Annotated in this window: 16 protein-coding genes and 1 tRNA gene; 5 read left to right on the top strand and 12 right to left on the bottom strand. The window is 71.1% G+C overall.

The features are described from left to right. Nucleotides 1-89: 89 nt before the first annotated feature. Nucleotides 90-308 carry a 50S ribosomal protein L31 gene (gene rpmE, locus NYE39_RS15310; RefSeq protein ID WP_072623991.1) on the bottom strand — a complete coding sequence of 73 codons (219 nt, stop codon included), beginning with the start codon at nt 306-308 and terminating at the stop codon, nt 90-92. Between the two features lie 192 nt (nt 309-500). On the opposite strand from rpmE, the gene NYE39_RS15305 reads away from it, so the two are divergent. After that, the gene (locus NYE39_RS15305) at nt 501-1097 is read left to right on the top strand and encodes a GNAT family N-acetyltransferase (RefSeq protein ID WP_341013209.1); all 597 of its coding nucleotides are present in this window, start codon (nt 501-503) and stop codon (nt 1095-1097) included. 224 nt (nt 1098-1321) lie between these two features. On the opposite strand, the gene rho is transcribed toward NYE39_RS15305, so the two are convergent. The 6 genes from rho to argS all read right to left on the bottom strand — a co-directional run bounded on the left by rho (nt 1322) and on the right by argS (nt 10055). Then, nucleotides 1322-3334: a transcription termination factor Rho gene (gene rho / locus NYE39_RS15300; protein WP_445667081.1), complete on the bottom strand. Its 2013-nt coding sequence runs from the start codon at nt 3332-3334 to the stop codon at nt 1322-1324. A 224-nt stretch (nt 3335-3558) separates the two neighbouring features. Next, the gene (gene thrB / locus NYE39_RS15295; protein ID WP_341013208.1) at nt 3559-4500 is read right to left on the bottom strand and encodes a homoserine kinase; all 942 of its coding nucleotides are present in this window, start codon (nt 4498-4500) and stop codon (nt 3559-3561) included. A 2-nt stretch (nt 4501-4502) separates the two neighbouring features. Continuing rightward, on the bottom strand, nt 4503-5606 hold the full coding sequence (gene thrC, locus NYE39_RS15290; RefSeq protein WP_341013207.1) for a threonine synthase: 1104 nt from the start codon (nt 5604-5606) through the stop codon (nt 4503-4505). A gap of 3 nt (nt 5607-5609) precedes the next feature. Next, nucleotides 5610-6932: a homoserine dehydrogenase gene (locus tag NYE39_RS15285; RefSeq protein WP_341013206.1), complete on the bottom strand. Its 1323-nt coding sequence runs from the start codon at nt 6930-6932 to the stop codon at nt 5610-5612. Further along, nucleotides 6929-8392, bottom strand: a complete 1464-nt coding sequence (lysA, locus tag NYE39_RS15280; protein WP_341013205.1) for a diaminopimelate decarboxylase — start codon at nt 8390-8392, stop codon at nt 6929-6931. The genes NYE39_RS15285 and lysA overlap by 4 nt, the downstream gene beginning before the upstream one ends. Nucleotides 8393-8411: 19 nt before the next feature. Then, on the bottom strand, nt 8412-10055 hold the full coding sequence (gene argS, locus NYE39_RS15275; protein ID WP_341013204.1) for an arginine--tRNA ligase: 1644 nt from the start codon (nt 10053-10055) through the stop codon (nt 8412-8414). A gap of 95 nt (nt 10056-10150) precedes the next feature. On the opposite strand from argS, the gene NYE39_RS15270 reads away from it, so the two are divergent. Beyond that, nucleotides 10151-10223: transfer RNA gene (locus NYE39_RS15270), tRNA-Arg, on the top strand. Nucleotides 10224-10398: 175 nt separating this feature from the next. On the opposite strand, the gene NYE39_RS15265 is transcribed toward NYE39_RS15270, so the two are convergent. The 3 genes from NYE39_RS15265 to NYE39_RS15255 all read right to left on the bottom strand — a co-directional run bounded on the left by NYE39_RS15265 (nt 10399) and on the right by NYE39_RS15255 (nt 13326). Continuing rightward, entirely contained in the window at nt 10399-10542 is a 144-nt protein-coding gene (locus tag NYE39_RS15265; RefSeq protein WP_341013203.1) for a methionine/alanine import family NSS transporter small subunit, read from the bottom strand. Beyond that, a complete protein-coding gene (locus NYE39_RS15260; protein WP_341013202.1) occupies nt 10539-12089 on the bottom strand; it encodes a sodium-dependent transporter in 1551 nt (516 codons plus the stop codon). The genes NYE39_RS15265 and NYE39_RS15260 overlap by 4 nt, the downstream gene beginning before the upstream one ends. A gap of 88 nt (nt 12090-12177) precedes the next feature. Next, the gene (locus NYE39_RS15255; RefSeq protein WP_341013201.1) at nt 12178-13326 is read right to left on the bottom strand and encodes a helix-turn-helix domain-containing protein; all 1149 of its coding nucleotides are present in this window, start codon (nt 13324-13326) and stop codon (nt 12178-12180) included. A 533-nt stretch (nt 13327-13859) separates the two neighbouring features. Here NYE39_RS15255 and NYE39_RS15250 point away from each other — a divergent pair. Then, nucleotides 13860-14258, top strand: a complete 399-nt coding sequence (locus NYE39_RS15250; RefSeq protein ID WP_341013200.1) for a hypothetical protein — start codon at nt 13860-13862, stop codon at nt 14256-14258. Nucleotides 14259-14327: 69 nt separating this feature from the next. Here the strand turns inward: NYE39_RS15250 and NYE39_RS15245 are convergent, their stop codons facing one another. Further along, nucleotides 14328-15359, bottom strand: a complete 1032-nt coding sequence (locus NYE39_RS15245) for a hemolysin family protein (RefSeq protein WP_072623984.1) — start codon at nt 15357-15359, stop codon at nt 14328-14330. After that, a complete protein-coding gene (locus tag NYE39_RS15240) occupies nt 15356-16711 on the bottom strand; it encodes a hemolysin family protein (protein ID WP_341013199.1) in 1356 nt (451 codons plus the stop codon). Before NYE39_RS15240 ends, NYE39_RS15245 begins: the two co-directional genes overlap by 4 nt. 149 nt (nt 16712-16860) lie before the next feature. Here NYE39_RS15240 and NYE39_RS15235 point away from each other — a divergent pair, with 149 nt between their 5' ends. Further along, nucleotides 16861-17835, top strand: coding sequence for an ABC transporter ATP-binding protein (locus NYE39_RS15235; RefSeq protein WP_341013198.1), 975 nt, complete (start codon nt 16861-16863; stop codon nt 17833-17835). Beyond that, nucleotides 17835-18665, top strand: a complete 831-nt coding sequence (locus NYE39_RS15230; RefSeq protein ID WP_341013197.1) for a hypothetical protein — start codon at nt 17835-17837, stop codon at nt 18663-18665. Before NYE39_RS15235 ends, NYE39_RS15230 begins: the two co-directional genes overlap by 1 nt. Nucleotides 18666-18851: the final 186 nt, after the last annotated feature.

Here is an 18851-nt window from a genome sequence, read left to right as displayed (position 1 = left end):
GTGGCCTCCCGGCGGTGGGTGGGTGGAGAGGTGGTGGGAAAGACTGATGCGCCGGCCAGCCCAGTGGGCTGACCGGCGCATCGAGTGGGTTACTTGGCCTCGGTCTTCTGGCCGTAACGCTTCTGGAAGCGGGCCACGCGACCACCGGTGTCCATGATCTTCTGCTTGCCCGTGTAGAAGGGGTGGCAGTTGCTGCAGATCTCGACGCGGATCTCGCCGCCCGGCTTGGTGCTGCGGGTGGTGAAGGTGTTGCCGCAGGTGCACGAGACGCTGGTGGCCTCGTAGGTGGGGTGGATGTCCTTCTTCACGTGGTGCTCCTTGCTCGTGGTGCCCGGGTCGGCGTTGCGCCCTCGCTGGGGCCGACAACTGCGGACGTCTGTGCCGCGTGCCGTGAACCGGACCAGCAGTTGATTGTGCCAGAGCCGACACAGTGGTCCAAACACACCGTGGGCGGTGGTTGTTCCCCGCACCCGGTGGAGCGGCTGCGGCAGGATGGGCGCATGGCACCTCGAGCCCCCCGCCTGCCGCGTCGCTCCACCCGTGACCGACGAAGGGAGTCCACGCCCGGCCCCGTGGAGGGCTCGGTGATCCGCCCGGCCACGGCCGGCGACATCGGCACGATCGTCGCCCTGCGGGCGCTGATGTACGAGGCCATGGGCGCCTCCTCCGAGGAGGTCTCCGACATCGGGTGGCAGCAGGACGCCGCCCGCTGGCTGCAGCTGCACCTGGCCGACGACGACGTGCGGGTCGTCGTCACCGAGGCCCACGGCACCGTCGTCTCGTGCGCGATGGGTCAGGTCGTCGACCTCATGCCCGGGCCCACCCGCCGCGGCGCCGGCGGTCACGTCTCCAACATCGCGACCTTCCCGCGGCACCGTCGGCTCGGCTTCACCCACGCAGTGCTCGGCGAGCTCATCGCGTGGTTCGAGGAAGAGACCGACGTCGAGGTCATCTCGCTCAACGCGACCGAGGTCGGCCGCGACATCTACGACGACTACGGCTTCGTCGAGGCCCGCTTCCCCGAGATGCGCCGCGTGGTCCAGCGCCCGGCCGAGGGGCTCTCCGACGAGGACTCCCCCGGCCCTGACGAGGCCTGACCTCCTCCCCCCTTCGCATTGCCCTACGGCAATGCAGGGTTGACCACCCCCGAGCCCGTATTGCCCTACGGCAATGCAGGGATGACCACCCCCTAGCCCGTGAATCGTGGTGTGCCGCAACCCTATGACTCATGGTCGGGTCGCGCGCGGTGAGGGTCTCGGGACGACGAAGGGGGCCGCCGCGCACGTAGCGCGGCGGCCCCCCAGCCGTGGTCGGGTCGGCGTCAGGCCGTCTCGTCCTCGTCGCCGAGCTTGATCGAGCTCGTCTGCTGGACCTGCATGAGGAACTCGTAGTTGGTCTTCGTCTTGCGCAGCCGGTCGATGAGCAGCTCGACGCCCTGCTGGGTGTCGAGGGCCGCCAGCACGCGACGCAGCTTCCACATGATCTTCAGCTCCTCCGGCGCGAGGAGGATCTCCTCGCGACGGGTGCCGGAGCCGTTGACGTCGACCGCGGGGAAGATGCGGCGGTTGGCCAGGCCACGGTCGAGCTTGAGCTCCATGTTGCCGGTGCCCTTGAACTCCTCAAAGATCACCTCGTCCATGCGCGAGCCGGTCTCGACGAGCGCGGTGGCGAGGATCGTCAGCGAACCGCCGTTCTCGATGTTGCGGGCCGCACCGAAGAACTTCTTCGGCGGGTACAGCGCCGCGGAGTCGACACCACCGGAGAGGATGCGCCCGCTCGCCGGGGCGGCGAGGTTGTAGGCGCGACCGAGCTTGGTGATCGAGTCGAGGAGCACGACGACGTCGTGGCCCATCTCGACGAGACGCTTGGCGCGCTCGATGGCCAGCTCGGCGACCGTCGTGTGGTCGTCGGCCGGGCGGTCGAAGGTGGAGGCGATGACCTCACCCTTGACCGCGCGCTGCATGTCGGTGACCTCCTCGGGGCGCTCGTCGACGAGAACGACCATGAGGTGGCACTCGGGGTTGTTGGTCGTGATCGCGTTGGCGATCGACTGCATGACCATCGTCTTGCCGGCCTTGGCCGGGGCGACGATGAGGCCACGCTGACCCTTGCCGATCGGGGCGACGAGGTCGATCATCCGCGTCGTGAGGACGTTGGACTCGGTCTCGAGGCGCAGGCGGTCCTGCGGGTAGAGCGGCGTGAGCTTGCCGAACTCGGCGCGGCGCTTGGCGTCGTCGGGCGTCATGCCGTTGACCGTCTCGAGCTTGGCGAGCGGGTTGTACTTGCCGCGGTTGCCCTTGGTCCCGACGGTCTGCTGCTGCGGCTCCTCGCCCTCGCGGGCGGCCTTGACCTGACCGGTGACGGCGTCACCCTTGCGCAGGCCGTTGCGCTTGACCATGCCGAGCGGCACGTAGACGTCGCCCGGACCGGGCAGGTAGCCCGAGGTGCGCACGAAGGCGTAGTTGTCGAGCACGTCGAGGATGCCCGCGACGGGGACGAGCACGTCGTCCTCGTTGATCTGCGGCTCGGTGTCGTCGAACTGCTGGCCCCCGCGGCGCTTGTCGCGGTTGCGGTTGCGGTTGCGGTTGCGGCTGCGCCGGCCCCCGCGCTCGTCGTCGTTGCCGCCCTGGCCGCCACCCTGGTTGCGGCCGCCCTGGTTGTCGTTGCGGCCACCCTGGCGGTTGTCGCCGCCCTGGTTGTCGTTGCGGCCACCCTGGCGGTTGTCGCCGCCCTGGTTGTCGTTGCGGCCACCCTGGCGGTTGTCGCCGCCCTGGTTGTCGCCGCCACGGCCACCCTGCTGGTTGCCGCCCTGCTGACGGCCACCCTGGTCGCGGTCGCTGCGGCCGCCCTGGTTGTCGTTGCGGCCACCCTGACGGTCGTCGCCGCCACGGGTGTTGCCACCGCGGTCGTTGCGCTCGGCGCGGTCGGTGCCGCCCTGCTGCTCCCGCTCGCCCTGCTGGCGGTCCTGCTGCTGGCGGTCGTTGCCACCATGCTGCTCGCGCTCGCCCTGCGCACGCTCGGCGGGCTTGTCGTCGCGGGGGGCCGGCGACGCGGTCTCCTCGCGGGGCGCGGAGGGGGCGTCCTCCCCCTTCGGCTGCTCGGTCTTGGCCGACCGCTTGGCCGGGGCCGAGGCGGCGGGGGCGGAGGAGCCGGACTGCTGGGCGCGGATGGCGGCGATGAGGTCGCTCTTGCGCATCTTGGCGGTGCCGGTGATCCCCATGCTCGAGGCGAGCTGCTGGAGCTGGGCAAGGCGCATGGCGCTCAGGGCGCCGGAGCGACGGGGCTGCTCGCTGGTCGCGGGAGCGGCGTTGTCGCCGGTCGTGGTGTCGGTCACGAAGGACCCTTCCCTCGTTGGGGCCACCCGGGTCGGGCAGGCCTGATGAGTCCCGTCAAGAGCGGGATGGTGTGCATCTGATCCCCACGGCTGCGTGCCTGGGCGCAAGGCCGATGGCACTCACGTGGGAAGGGCTCCGGCCCTCATGTGCGACTCGACCGGATGGTCGACGCGCCGGACCTGAAGGAGCACCGCCAATGTATCACTGCGTCGCCCTGGCGACGTCACCCCAGCAGGCGCACGCCGTCGGTGGGGACGCCGGGGGTGAAGACCTGCCAGGCAGCGGAGGTCCCGGCCGCGATGCCGCGGACCTCGTCGAGGCGGCCGACGTCGGTGAGCACGAGGACCGAGGGCCCCGCGCCGGAGATCGTCGCGGCGCATCCGGCGGCCCGCAGCGCGTCGACGAGCTCCATGCTCTGCGGGTAGCTCGGGCGTCGGGGCTCCTGGTGGAGCAGGTCCGTCGTGGCCTCGACGAGCAGCTCCGGCGCGCTGGTGAGGGCGTGCACGAGCAGCCCGGTCCTCGCGGAGTTGGCGGCCGCCGTCGCCAGCGGCACGACCTCGGGCAGGACCGCCCGGGCGGTGTGCGTGCTCAGCGTGGTCTCCGGCACGAGCACCACGGGCGTGATGCGCGGGTCGAGACGAAGGGGGACGGTCCGGGTCCGCGGCAGCGGCTCGGCGGCCTCGGTGACGGACAGCGTCGCGCCGCCGTGGACGCTCGCGGACGAGTTGTCCGGGTGGCCCTCGAGCGCGGCCGCGATCGAGTTGATGACGTCGAGGTCGAGCTCCTCCCCCGCGAGCGCACCGCCGCGGACGGCGAGCGCGTGGGCGACGGCGACACCGGTGACGATCGCGGTCGCCGAGGACCCCAGACCGCGGCCGTGCGGGACGGCATTGGTCGCGCTCAGGTGCAGGCCGGCCGGCGGCTCGACGTCGAGGTGCTGCCAGGTTGTCACCATCGTGCGCACGACGAGGTGGCTCTCGTCGCGCGGCACGGAGTCGGCGCCCGAGCCGCTCACCTCGACGACCAGCCCGGGTGCCTCGGTGACGCGCACGGTGCACTGGTCCCAGACGCCCAGGGCCAGACCGACGCAGTCGAACCCCGGGCCGAGGTTGGCGCTCGACGCGGGCACCTCGAGGGTGACCGACGTCCCGACGGCGATCGTCACGCTCAGTCCTGCAGGCCGAGCTCGCGGGCGACGGCGTAGGCCTCGGCGGGCACGCTCACCGGCGCGACGTCCGAGCCGTCGGCGTTCTTCAGGGCCCACTGCGGGTCCTTGAGCCCGTGACCGGTCACAGTGCACACGATCGTGGCGCCGGCGGGGACCTGCCCGGCGGCGGAGGCCTTGAGCAGGCCGGCAACCGAGGCGGCCGAGGCCGGCTCGACGAAGATGCCCTCGCGCGAGGAGAGGATCCGGTGCGCCCGGAGGATCTCCTCGTCGGTCACCGCCTCGATCCGGCCACCCGACTCGTCGCGCGCGGTCTCGGCCTGCTGCCACGACGCGGGGTTGCCGATGCGGATCGCCGTGGCGATGGTGTCGGGCTCGTCGACGGGGTGGCCCAGGACGATGGGCGCGGAGCCTGCGGCCTGGAAGCCCCACATCTGCGGGGTGCGGGTGGACACCGGCGCGAGGGCGCCGGAGACGCCCTCGGTCTCGGTCGCGTACTCGCGGTAGCCCCGCCAGTAGGCGGTGATGTTGCCGGCGTTGCCGACCGGCAGGCAGTGGATGTCGGGCGCATCGCCCAGGGCATCGACGATCTCGAAGGACGCGGTCTTCTGCCCCTCGATGCGCGCGGGGTTGACCGAGTTGACCAGCTCGACCGGGTAGGACTCGGCGAGCTTGCGAGCGACGTCGAGGCAGTGGTCGAAGTTGCCGTCGACCTGCAGCAGCGTGGCGCCGTGGGCGATGGCCTGCGAGAGCTTGCCCATGGCGATCTTGCCCTCGGGCACGAGCACCGCACAGGTCATGCCGGCCTTGGTCGCGTAGGCGGCCGCCGAGGCCGAGGTGTTGCCGGTGGAGGCACAGATGACGGCCTTGGCCCCCTTCGCCGCGGCCATCGACATCGCCGTCGTCATGCCCCGGTCCTTGAAGGAGCCGGTGGGGTTGAGGCCCTCGTACTTGACGTGGACCTGCGCGCCGACGAGCTCGCTGAGGTGCTCGGCGGGGATGAGGGGGGTCCCCCCTTCGCGCAGGGTGACGGTCGGGGCGCCGGCGAGCATCGGCAGCCGGTCGGAGTACTCGGTGATGACGCCGCGCCACTGGTGGGCAGTCATGTGTCAGTTCCCTTCAACGCGCATGACGGAGGTGACCTCGTTGACGGTGTCGAGCCCGGCGAGCTCGGTGACGGTCGCGGAGAGTGCGGCATCGGTCGCCGCGTGGGTGACGATGATGAGCATCGCCCGCGCGTCGCCGTGGTCGTCGGTGACGACCTGCTGGCGCACGGTCTCGATGGAGACACCCTGGGTGGCGAAGACCGTGGCGACGGAGGCGAGGACGCCCGGCTTGTCGGCGACGTCGAGGCTCACGTGGTAGCGCGTGATGGCCTGACCGATCGAGAGCACGGGCAGGTCGGCGTAGGCACTCTCCCCCGGCCCGCGGCCACCGGTGACGCGGGTCCGCGCCACGGCGACGATGTCGCCGAGGACCGCGCTGGCCGTGGGGTCGCCGCCGGCGCCCTGGCCGTAGAACATCAGGTCGCCCGCCCCGTCGGCCTCGACGAAAACGGCGTTGTAGGCCTCGCGGACCGAGGCGAGCGGGTGGGTGAGCGGGAGGAGCGCTGGGTGCACGCGGGCAGAGATGCCCGGCCGCCCGTCGGGGCCCTCGACTCGCTCGCAGATCGCGAGCAGCTTGACGGTGCAGTTCATCTCGCGTGCGGCAGCGATGTCGCGGGCGCTGACCTCGGTGATGCCCTCGCGGTGGACGTCGGCGCTGCTCACCCGGGAGTGGAAGGCCAGCGAGGAGAGGATCGCGGCCTTGGCCGCCGCGTCGAAGCCCTCGACGTCGGCCGTCGGGTCGGCCTCGGCGTAGCCGAGGGCCTGGGCCCGCTCGACCGTCTCGGAGAAGCCGGCCCCGGTGGAGTCCATGGCGTCGAGGACGAAGTTGGTCGTGCCGTTGACGATGCCGATGACCCGCCGGATCGAGTCGCCCGCGAGCGAGTCGCGGATCGGCCGCAGGATCGGGATCGCGCCGGCGACGGCGGCCTCGTAGTAGAGGTCGACGCCGTGGTCGGCGGCCGCCGCGTAGAGGGTCGGGCCGTCCTCGGCGAGCAGGGCCTTGTTGGCCGTCACGACGGAGGCGCCGTGCTCCATCGCCGAGAGGATGAGGCTGCGGGCCGGCTCGATGCCGCCGATGACCTCGACGACGATGTCGGCGCGGGTGACCAGCTCCTCGGCGTCGGTCGTGAAGAGCGCGGGGTCGACCCCGAGGTCAGACCGGTCACGGCCGGCGCGGCGCACCGCGATGCCGACGAGCTCGAGCGGGCGACCGATGCGCTGGGCGAGGTCGTCGGCCTGCGTGATCAGCTGGCGGGCGACGCTGCCGCCGACGACACCGCCGCCGAGCAGGGCGACGCGAAGGGGGGTCTGCTGGTCGGTGGTCATCGGACCTCCTGGAGCGGGGCGGGCTCGTCCACGTCGAGGGCGAGCAGGTCGTCGATCGTCTCGCGTCGCACGATGACCCGCGCGACGCCGTCCCGCACGGCGATGACCGGCGGTCGGGGCGTGTGGTTGTACTGGTTGGACAGGCTGCGGCAGTAGGCACCGGTGCCGGGGACCGCGATGAGGTCACCGGGGACGATGTCGGCGGGCAGGTACTCGTCCATGACGACGATGTCGCCGCTCTCGCAGTGCCGCCCGACGACCCGCACGAGCCGCGGGCCGGCGGTCGAGGTGCGGCCGGCGAGGGTGCACGAGTAGTCGGCGCCGTAGAGGGCGGTGCGCACGTTGTCGCTCATGCCCCCGTCGACGCTCACGTAGGAGCGGATCGCGTCGTGGGCGACCTCGACGTCCTTGACCGTGCCGATCTCGTAGAGGGTGAAGGCGCTCGGCCCGGCGATCGCCCGGCCCGGCTCGATCGAGATCCGCGGCAGCGGGGCGTCGGGGTGGCCGTCGCGCAGCTCCTTGAGCTCGCGGTCGACGAGCGCGGCCATCTGGGTGCCGAGCTCGCCCGGCGTGAGTGGGCTGTGCTCCGAGGTGTAGGCGATGCCGTAGCCACCGCCGAGGTCCATCTCGGGCATGGCGATGCCGTGGACGTCGGCGACCTCGGTGTGCAGCGCGACGAGCCGCCGGGCCGCGATCTCGAAGCCGGAGACGTCGAAGATCTGGCTGCCGATGTGGCTGTGCAGCCCGAGCAGGCGCAGGCGGTCCCCCTTCGCCACGATGGCGTCGATGGCGGCGCGCGCCTGGCCACCGGCGAGGGAGAAGCCGAACTTCTGGTCCTCGTGGGCCGTCGCGATGAATTCGTGGGTGTGCGCCTCGACACCGACGGTCACGCGGACCATGACGGGCGCGACGGCGCCGAGCTCGGCCGCGACCTCGGCGACCCGGTCGATCTCGGCGAAGGAGTCGACGACGATCCGGCCGACGCCGTAGGACAGGGCCTGGCGCAGCTCGGCGACGGACTTGTTGTTGCCGTGCAGGGCGATGCGCTCGCCGGGGAAGCCGACGCGCTGCGCCACGGCCAGCTCGCCGCCGCTGCAGGTGTCGAGGTTGAGTCCCTCGTCCATGACCCAGCGGGCGACCGCGGAGCACAGGAAGGCCTTGCCCGCGTAGTAGACGTCGGCACCGGCCACTGCGTCGAAGGGAGCGGTGAAGTCGTCCCTGAACGCCCTTGCGCGAGAACGGAAGTCGTCTTCGTCGAGCACGTAGGCCGCGGTGCCGAAGTCACGGGCGATGTCGGTGACGGGCAGGCCGGAGACGGCCAGGACGCCATCGGCGTTGCGCGTGACATTGGCCGGCCACAGCTGCGGCAGCAGGTCGTTGACGTCCTGGGGCGTCGGCAGCCACTGCGGTGCGGCGCCGTAGCCGTCGGCGTGGAGGATGCCGGCCTCGTGGGCCCTCATGTTGGTCGCCACGCCGGCCTCACATCCGCTCGGGCGCGGAGACGCCGAGCAGGTCGAGGCCGTTGGCGAGCACCTGGCGGGTGGCGTCGTTGAGCCACAGCCGGGTGCGGTGCGTGTCGGTGATCTCCTCGTCGGAGCGCGGGCGCACGCGGCAGGTGTCGTACCACTTGTGGAAGTGGCCGGCGAGGGTCTCGAGGTAGCGCGCGACCCGGTGCGGCTCACGCAGCTCGGCGGCATGGGCGACGACCCGCGGGAAGTCGCCGAGCGTCGCCAGCAGGGTCGCCTCGGTCGGGTGCGACAGCAGGCCCGGGTCGAAGCCGTCCTCACGACGCACGCCGTCCTCGACCGCCAGACGGGCGACGTTGAAGGTGCGGGCGTGGGCGTACTGCACGTAGAAGACCGGGTTGTCGTTGGTCTGCTTGCGCAGCTCCTCGCCGTCGAGGCTGAGCGGGCTGTCCGCGGGGTAGCGGGCCAGCGAGTAGCGCACGGCGTCGGAGCCGATCCACGAGATGAGGTCGCGCAGCTCGACGATGTTGCCGGCGCGCTTGGACAGCTTGGCGCCGTTGAGGTCGACGAGCTGACCGATGCGGATCTCGATGTTGGCCTGCGGGTCGTCGCCGGCGCAGGCCGCGATCGCCTTGAGCCGGCCGATGTAGCCGTGGTGGTCGGCACCGAGGAGGTAGATCTTCTCCGGGAAGCCGCGGTCCTTCTTGCTCAGGTAGTAGGCGGCGTCGGCCGCGAAGTAGGTCGGCACCCCGTCGGCCCGGATGAGCACACGGTCCTTGTCGTCGCCGAAGTCGGTCGTGCGCAGCCAGACCGCGCCGCCCTCGTCGAAGACGTGGCCCTGCTCGCGCAGGCGGGCCACAGCAGCCTCGACCGCACCGCCGTCGTGAAGGCTCTTCTCGGAGAACCACACGTCGAAGTGCACACCGAAGTCGTCGAGCGTCGACTGGATGTCGGCCAGCTGGGCCTCGTAGCCGAGCTGCCGAGCCACGGCCAGCGCCTCACCGTCGGCGAGGTCGAGCAGGTCGGGGCGTTGCTGCAGCACCGTCGCCGCAAGGTCGCCGATGTAGGCGCCGGGGTAGCCGCCCTCGGGGGTGGGCTCCCCCTTCGCGCTGGCGAGGACGGACGCGCCGAAGTTGTCCATCTGCGCGCCGGCGTCGTTGATGTAGTACTCGGCGGTGACGTCGGCGCCAGAGGCCGAGAGGAGGCGACGCGTCGAGTCGCCGAGCGCCGCCCAGCGCGTGTGGCCGATGTGGAGCGGTCCGGTCGGGTTGGCGGAGATGAACTCGACGTTGATCGTGTGGCCGGCGAGGGCCTCGTTGCGGCCGTAGCCCGCGCCTGCCTCGACGATCGAGCGCGCGAGGGCCCCCGCAGAGGCGGCGTCGAGGGTGATGTTGAGGAAGCCGGGGCCGGCGACCTCGATCGCGGCGATCCCCTCGGCGGCCTCGAGACGCGCGGCGAGGATCCCGGCGACGTCGCGCGGCTTCATGCCGGCCGGCTTGGCCAGCTGCATCGCGAGGTTGGTCGTCCAGTCGCCGTGGCCCTTTTGCTTGGGTCGCTCGACACGGATCTCGGCGGGCACCTCGACGGTCAGGTCGCCGGCCTCGATGGCGGCGGTGAGGGCGGCACGGATCGCTTCGACAAGCTCTTCGGGGGTCACGGTCGCCCAGTCTAGGTCCGGCTCGGCGTGCGTCCGACGCGTGGCCGATTCCCGGGACGCGCACGCCCGGTGCTAATCTCACCGGGCACCACCCCGCCTCCGTAGCTCAGGGGATAGAGCACTGGTTTCCGGTACCAGGGGCCGCAGGTTCGAATCCTGCCGGGGGCGCATTTTTCGCAAGGGCCGCCAGCGCTCGCTGGCGGCCCTTCGGCATGCCCGACGCGGACTCGACGCTGATCGTGGGCGAGGCGGACCAACATGGACCCGGCCGCATGCCGAGGGGGCCGACGACACCTGGTCGTCGCCCCCCTTCGGGCCTCCGGGGCAGCCGGGGCAGCCGGGGCTACAGGTCGCGGTGCACCTCGAACTCGGTCACGTCCGCGGAGGCGGAGTCGCCGCGGGTGGCGAGGTTGGCGATCGCCAGGGCGAGCCCGCCCCAGATGACGAGGATCGCGACGATCAACATGATGATGGCGGTGGTGGTCATGCCTGCTCACCTCCGTCGACCTCGACCATGGTGGGGTCCTCGAGCGAGACGTCCTTGCGCCACGGGATGAGCGAGAGCCCGATCGCCAGGATCGGCAGCGCGACGACCATGCCCCAGCCGAAGACGTTGAGCAGGTCGGCCGGGTACTCCTCGTAGGGCGTGTCGATCTTGGCCTTGAGCTCCTGCCACAGCATGGCGATGAGCAGCAGCGGCACGACGACCGCGACGAGCGCCGGCCACCAGCCGCGCAGCTTGATCGAGCTGCGGGCGTCGAGGTGACGCTGCAGCACACCGAGCTTGCGGAAGACGTAGGTGATGGCGAGCATCATCACGGCCGCGACGGCGATGATGCCGAAGCTGTTGACGAAGGCGTCCATCGTGTCGAGCACGTAGATGCCGCCGGTCGTCGAGAACATCAGGACGCTGACCACACCCATCGGCGCGCCGACGACGAAGGTCGCGGCGGTGCGCGAGATGCCGACCTTGTCGCGGACGGCGCCGATGACGACCTCGACGATCGAGATGAGCGAGGTGACGCCGGCGAGCAGCAGCGAGACGAAGAAGAGCACGCCGATGACGACGCCGCCGGGGGCTTCGTTGATGATCGTCGGGAAGGCGACGAAGGCCAGGCCGATGCCGTTGGTCACGACCTCGCTGACCTCGGTGCCGGCCGCCTGCGCCATGAAGCCGAGTGCGGCGAAGACACCGATGCCGGTGAGCAGCTCGAAGCCGGAGTTGGAGAAGCCGACGACGGCACCCGAGCCGGTCATGTCGGTCTTGCGGTCGACGTAGCTGGCGTAGGTGATCATGATGCCGAAGCCGACGGACAGGCTGAAGAAAATCTGGCCGACCGCCGAGATCCACACGCTGCCGTGCGTCAGTGCGCCCCAGTCGGGCGTGAAGAGGGCGTTGAGGCCCTCCATCGAGCCGTCGAGGGTGAGCGCCTGGATGACCAGGACGATGAAGGCGAGCACGAGCACGGGGATGAAGATCACCGCGGTGCGCCCAATGCCGGTCTGGACGCCCATGGCGAGCACGCCGATGGTCACGACCCAGACGAGGATCATCGTCATGAGGATGCCGGGGACGAAGTCGAAGGTCGGCCCGGGCGTCTCGGCCGCCTGCAGGTAGTCGCCGAAGAAGTAGGCATTGGGGTCGTCGCCCCAGCCCTTGGTGAAGGACAGGACCGCGTACTTGCCCGCCCAGGCGAGGATCGCGGCGTAGTAGACGGCGATGACAACGCAGATGAGCACCTGCCACCAGCCGAGCCACTCGGCGCCGCGGTGCAGGCGGCGAAGGGAGAGCGGGGCCGATCCGCGGAAGCGGTGACCGACGGCGTAGTCGAGGTAGAGGAGCGGGATGCCCGCGAAGAGCAACGCGCACAGGTAGGGGATGATGAAGGCGCCGCCGCCACCTTCGTAGGCCACGTACGGGAAGCGCCAGATGTTGCCGAGGCCCACCGCCGATCCGATGGCCGCGAAGATGAAGACCTTGCGCGAGGAGAAGCCCTCCTTGGGCTTGACCTCTGGGGCCTGCGTGCTGGACATGCTCACTCTCCTGGTCGTGGCTGAGAACCCCAGCATGTTCCAGTATCCGCGCAGAATGTGGTCCACGCCACGCCGAGTTTTCGCCAGATCAGGCCGCTGACCCCTCCGCGGCGAGTGCCGTGAGCAGCACGAGCAGCTCCGACCGCACCCGGGCGTCCTCGAGCTCGTCCGCGAGCAGGTCCCGCAGCCGGTTGATCCGGGCGCTCACCGTCTGCGGGTGGACCCCGAGCGCGTCGGCCGTCGCGGGCCGGTGACCCCAGTGCCGCAGCCACTCGTGGAGGGTCTGCACCAGGGGTTCGCGCACGTCGGCGGGCAGCCGGTCGAAATCGACGAAGTACTTGCGCCGCAGGGCCGCGATCACCATCGCGTCGGCGGTGCTCGCCAGCTCGAGCAGCTCCTCGTCGACGAAGACGGCCGCCTCACCCTGCGCCTCACGCCGGTCGGCGAGACGGTCGACGAGCGTGAGGCTGTCCGGCAGCTCGCGCAGGGGCACCGCGGGACCGACGGTGCAGCGGACTCCGGCCAGCCATGGCCGCAGGACCGTCGCGAGCGCGCCGTCGGCGACTGGCGCCATGAGCACCACGTCGTCCGTCCGGTCGCGTCGGGCGAAGGGGAGGTCGCTGCGGTCGTCTAGCGTGGCCGCGTCTGCGGGGGCGAGCACGATCGCGCTGACGAAGGCGTCGGCCGGCCAGCCGAGCTCGGCGGCGAGCTCGGCCGCGGCCGGGTCTGCGGCGAGGAGCAGGTCACCCAAGCGCTGCGCCCGCAGGGCGTCCCCGTCGGCCAGCTCGAGCTCGTGGCCGCGCAACACGGCGGGGACGACCTCCTCGCCGAAGGCGGCGATGCGCGCGAGGAGCACGACGACGGCCTCGGCGTCGGTCTCCTCAGACTCGGCGAAGATGAAGCGGTGGACCTGGGCCTGCGTGCGGCGGGTCGCCAGCCGGATGGCCGCCGCGAGCACGTCGGCGCCCGCTCCGGCCCGGCCGGCGCTGCGCCCGACCTGCTCGAAGACGCTGCCCGGTGCGTTGACCCTGGCAACGTCGTTGGCCGCCACGCAGTGGAAGAACTCGCGCAGCAACTCGGTCACCAGCACCGGCCACCGGCCGTCGGCGGACACGTCGTCGATGTCCTGCCCGCGCGCCACGGCCTGGAGGAGCGTGGGCACCATCTCGCCCACCTGGTCGCCGTGGGTCGTGAGCAGCCGCCCTGCCAGCTCGTTCGCCATGCGGGTCGGAGCCATCGCCGCACCGCCTCCCCTCACGGTCACGCGGATTCCTCCCCCGGATCCGTCGTCGAGGATCGTCACACATTCGCTCTCGAGATGCGAGAACTGTCATGACGTGATACGTGCGACAGCCGCGAGTGTCACAGGCGAAGGCGCAAAGGCCGGCGGCTGAGGACCATGACGCGTGGCGGGGAACGGTGTTGGAGCGGGTCCCGCACCACACCGACTTCATCAGGAGCAGCACCCGCATGAGCACCCCGCAGATCTCTCGCCGCAACGTCGCCAAGGGCATCGCCTGGACCGCGCCCGCACTCACCATCGCCGCCGCTCCGTCGCTCGCCGCCTCAGCCCCCCTGTCCGCAAGGACCCGGGGATCAACGGGTGGGTCCTCAACTCACCGCAGAGGATCAGCTAGTGCACCTAGCATCTCGAGGTCAACTCCACCCTCCAGCGCTCCGGGCCCGACGGCGCCCCCTTCGGCCTCTACCTCTACGACGTCACGCCGCAGACGTTGGTCTCCAACGCGTCCCTGACCTACTGGATCATCGGTGAGCCGCGCGACCTGGACCCCCTTGAGCGGGCACTCCTCCTGTTGGTCCCGACCGGTCCGGGGCGCCTCGCAGCGCAAGAGCGACGGGCTCGTCTACACGCCCTACACGTGGACCTACTCCTGCGACGTGCTGGCCTCTGACAACTCGTCGGACGGGCGTCTGCGCCTGGGCGGGTTCCGTGTCCGGGCGGACTTCGCCCAGTCCAGCCCGTTCTGCACGGACGTGACCTACTGGACCCAGCGCAGCGTCGTCATCGACAACGACGGCGCCGGCCCCCAGCGGGCGGAGACCCTCACCTACGAGCGACGCAACGGGACCCGCGGGCCCTACACCAGCGGCACCCGTCGGATGGCCGCGCCCCAGTCGACCGAGGACGTCGCCGCGCTGCCCAGCTGACCCCCGGCGCACGGCAACACGTAGCGCCCCGGACCGGCAGGTCCGGGCGCTACGTCGTGACGAAGGGGGTCAGCCCCGCTGCGTCGAGTCGGTCACCTCACCCACGAGCTCCTCGATGACGTCCTCGAGGAAGACGACGCCCAGGGTCGCGCCGGCGTCGTCGACGACCCGGGCCAGGTGGGTACCCGTGCGCTGCATCGTCGCGAGCACGTCCTCGACCTCGTCGGCCGGCTGGACCGTCGCCATGCGGCGCAGTCGCTTGCGCGGCACCGGCTCGCCGCGCTCGGTCTCGTCGGCGTAGAGCACGTCCTTCAGGTGCAGGTATCCCATGAGCTCGCCGGCCTCGTCGGTCGTCGGGTAGCGCGAGTAGCCGTAGCGGGCGACGAGTCGCTCGATGTCGTCGGGCGTCGCATCGCGCGGGACGGTGACGAGCTGGTCGACCGGCACGCCGACATCGCGGGCGTCCTTGTCGGAGAACTCGAGGGCCGCGCCGACGAGGCCGTACTTCTCGGCCTCGACGAGCCCCTCCTTGTGGGACTCGGTGACGATGTGCTGGACCTCCTCGGCGGTGAAGGCCGAGCCGACCTCGTCCTTGGGCTCGATGCCCATCGCCTTGACGAAGGCCTTGGACACCCAGTCCATGACGAGGATGACCGGCTTGGCGATCTTCATGACCCACATGAGCGGCGGGACGAGGATGATCGCCGAGCGCTCGGGGCCGGCGATGGCGAGGTTCTTAGGGACCATCTCGCCGACGACGACGTGCAGGTAGACGACGATGAGGATCGCGAGCACCAGCGAGCTGGCGTCGGTGAAGGCGTGCGGCACGCCGATGCGCTCCATCACCGGGTGCAGCGCGTGGTGCAGCGCGGCCTCGGAGACGGCACCCAGGAGCACCGAGCAGATGGTGATGCCGAGCTGGCAGGTCGCCAGCAGGACACCGGTGTGCTGCAGCGCGTCGACGGCGATGGCCGCGCGCTTGTTGCCGGCGTCGGCCAGCGGCTCCAGCTGCGAGCGCCGGGCGGACATCGCGGCGAACTCGGCGCCGACGAAGAAGGCATTGGCCAGCAGCAGGCCCACGGTGATCAGGACCGTCGTCATGCCGGCTCACCCCCCTTCGTCATGGCGTCGCCGTCCGTGACGGCATCACCGTCGGTGGCCGGCTCGTGCTGGACGAAGCGCAACCGGTCGACGCGACGGGTGTCCATGTCGGTCACGGTGACCTGCCAGCCGTCGAGCTCGACGACGTCGCCGACCTCGGGGACGCGGCCGAGCTCGGCCATGACCCAGCCGCCGACGGTCTCGTAGGCCGCGCCCTCGGGCACCTCGGCGCCCAGGCGGTCGCGGACCTCGTCGGGGCGCCACAGGCCGGGCACGGTCCACACGCCGTCACCGTGGGCGCGGCCGGTGGTCTGCGCGAGGTCGTGCTCGTCGTTGACCTCGCCGACGATCTCCTCGACGAGGTCCTCGAGCGTGACGACACCCGCGGTGCCGCCGTACTCGTCGACGACGACACCCATCTGCAGACCGGAGTCACGCAGCTGGATGAGCAGGGGGTCCAGGCGCAGCGTCTCGGGCACGACGACCGGGTCGATCATCAGGGCCGAGACGGGCACGGCGGCCCGACGCTCGTGCGGGACGGCGATGGCCTTCTTGACGTGGACGACACCGTCGATGTCGTCCCAGTCCTCCCCCGTGACGGGGAAGCGCGAGTGACCGGTGCGGCGCGCGAGCGAGACGAGGTCCTCGGCGGACGCAGTGCGGTCGATGGCGCTCGCGCGGTTGCGGGGCGTCATGACGTCGGCCGCGGTCTGCTCGCCGAAGCCGAGCGAGCGGGTCACGAGCCGTGCGGTGCCGGAGTCGAGGGTGCCGGCCTCGACGGAGGTGCGCACGAGCGAGGCGAGCTCGGCAGGGCTGCGGGCGGCCGACAGCTCCTCCTGCGGCTCGACGCCCATGCGGTGCAGCACCCAGTTGGCCGAGCCGTTGAGCACGAAGATCAACGGCTTGAAGAGCACGCCGATGACCCGCATCGGCACGGCCACGAGCTTCGCGACGCCCAGCGGCGCCGACACGGCGAGGGTCTTGGGCACCATCTCGCCGAGGATCATCGAGAAGACGGTGGCGAGGATGAGCGCCAGGCCGTCGGCGGACGAGGACGCCACGCGCTCCGGCAGGCCGACCGCCTCGAGGCCGGGCTGGATGAGCGCGCCGACCGCCGGGCTGGCGATGAAGCCGAGCGCGAGGGTCGTGACCGTGATGCCGATCTGGCACGCGGAGAGCAGGGTGGAGAGCTGTCGAAGGGAGCCGAGCACGGGCTTGGCTGCGGTGTCGCCGTCGTCGACGGCGCGCTGGACAGCTGGTCGGTCGAGGGCGACGAGGGAGAACTCGGCAGCCACGAAGAGGGCGGTACCCAGAGTGAGCACCAGGGCCAGGATGAGTAGACCTATGGTCATGGTGGCCGAGATTCTACGGAACGCCGCCTGTGTGTCGCCTGCGACGCCCCTCCCCCCGTGGGGGGAGGTGAGGTTCAGCCGAAAGGCGGATGCCCCCCTTCGGCCGGGATGGTTGCATGGTCCCCGACCACAACCATGAAGGGGACGTGATGACCACCACGGGAGCGCGCGTAGAGGTGCGCAACCTGACCAAGAGGTTCGGGGGCTTCACCGCCGTCGACGACCTCAGCTTCAACGTCGAGCCCGGCCGGATCACCGGCTTCCTCGGCCCCAACGGCGCCGGCAAGACCACGAGCCTGCGCATGCTGCTCGGCCTGGTGCGACAGACCTCCGGCACGGCCACGATCGACGGCAAGACCTACCGCGACCTCGACCAGCCGCTGCGCGTGGTCGGGTCGGCGCTCGAGGCGACCAACTTCCACCCGGGGCGCTCCGGTCGTGACCACCTGCGGGTGCTCGCCGCGACCGCCGGCATCCCCGACAGCCGCGTCGACGAGCTCCTCGAGCTGACCGGCATCCCGGCCGCCGCCCGCAAGAAGGCCGGCGGCTACAGCATGGGCATGCGCCAGCGCCTCGGCCTGGCCGCGGCGCTCATCGGCGACCCGCGCCTGCTCGTCCTCGACGAGCCGGCCAACGGCCTCGACCCCGAGGGCATCCGCTGGCTGCGCGGCTTCCTGCGGCACCTGGCGAGCGAGGGCCGCACGATCCTCGTCTCCAGCCACCTGCTCCAGGAGATCGAGCAGACGGTCGACGACGTGATCATCGTCGGCAACGGCAAGCTCGTCCGTGAGGGCACCGTCGGTGAGCTGCGCGGCAACGCCACCTCGCTCGTGCGCACCTCCGATGCCGACTCCCTCGTCGGCGCCCTGCGCGTCGCCGACGTCACGGCCCACGTCCAGGACGACGGTGGCATCGTCGCCGAGACCGACGACCTGCGGCTCGTCGGTGACGTCGCACTGCGCGCCGGAGTGCCGATCCACGAGCTGCGTCCGCTCGCCGCGGACCTCGAGCAGCTCTTCTTCTCCCTCACCGAGGGCACCAACCGCAACCTCGGTGCGGCCGGGGACCCGGCGGCGCCGGCCATGGCCGACGCCATCGAGGGCCAGGAAGGAGCGAACGGCTGATGCTGGGCGCGATCACGTCAGAGACCCGCAAGATCTTCACGACCAGGCTGTGGTGGGGCATGGGCCTGGGGATGGCGATCTTCGCCTTCCTGCTGTCGATGGCAGCCGCCTCGCTCATCGGTCTGACCAACCCCGACGGCTCGAGCGCCGGCTTCGACACGATGACCGGCGCGACCGGCCAGATGGTCTACAGCGCCGGTCTGCTCGGTGAGTTCGGCAGCATGTCGGCGCTCTTCCCGCTGGCCCTGGGTGTCCTGCTCATCACGACCGAGTACCGCCACAAGACGGCGACGGCCACCTACCTGGCCACGCCGCGTCGGTGGATCGTGGCCGTCGCCAAGACGCTCGCGGTGATCGTCGTCGGCGCCGTCCTCGGTGTCGTCCACGTCATCGCCTCGGTCGGCGGCGGCGCCCTGGTCCTCACCCTCTTCAAGGACCAGTCGCTGCTGCTCACCAACAGCGACGTCGTCGCCACCTACGGCACCTCGATCGTCGCCACCGTCGTGTGGACGCTCATCGGCTTCGGCTTCGGCATGCTCGTGCGCAACCAGATCGCCGCCGTGCTCATCGCCGTGGCCTTCGGCTTCCTCGGCCAGCTCATCCTCAACATCGCCTTCGCGATCCTCGGGTGGACGACCGCCGCGAAGTTCATCCCCGGCAACCTCACGACCGGCATGCTCGTCACCGCCGACCCCACCGGTGGGGCCGTCGAGAGCGGCGGCGACAGCTACTACTTCTCGTGGTGGCTGAGCGCGCTGATCCTCATCGGTTACGCCGCCGTCCTCACGGTCATCGGGTCGATCCTCGCCGGCCGCAAGGACATCACCTGACCTCCGGCGTCCACCTCGGTCCGCGGGACCGCTTCCCTGACGAAGGGGGCGGTCCCGCGGCCGCATCAGGGCCGCGCCCCGAGGCTGGCGCATGGCGGCCGTCACGTTAGGCTGGACCCGATGGGGTCCGCGCTGACTTCGGGCCCCTATTCGCGACTGTGACGAAAGAGGCGTATGCGCCGTGCC

The organism is Janibacter sp. FSL W8-0316 (genome assembly GCF_038004165.1).
GTDB classification, from domain to species: domain Bacteria; phylum Actinomycetota; class Actinomycetes; order Actinomycetales; family Dermatophilaceae; genus Janibacter; species Janibacter indicus.
This window is presented reverse-complemented; position numbering and strand designations above follow the sequence as displayed.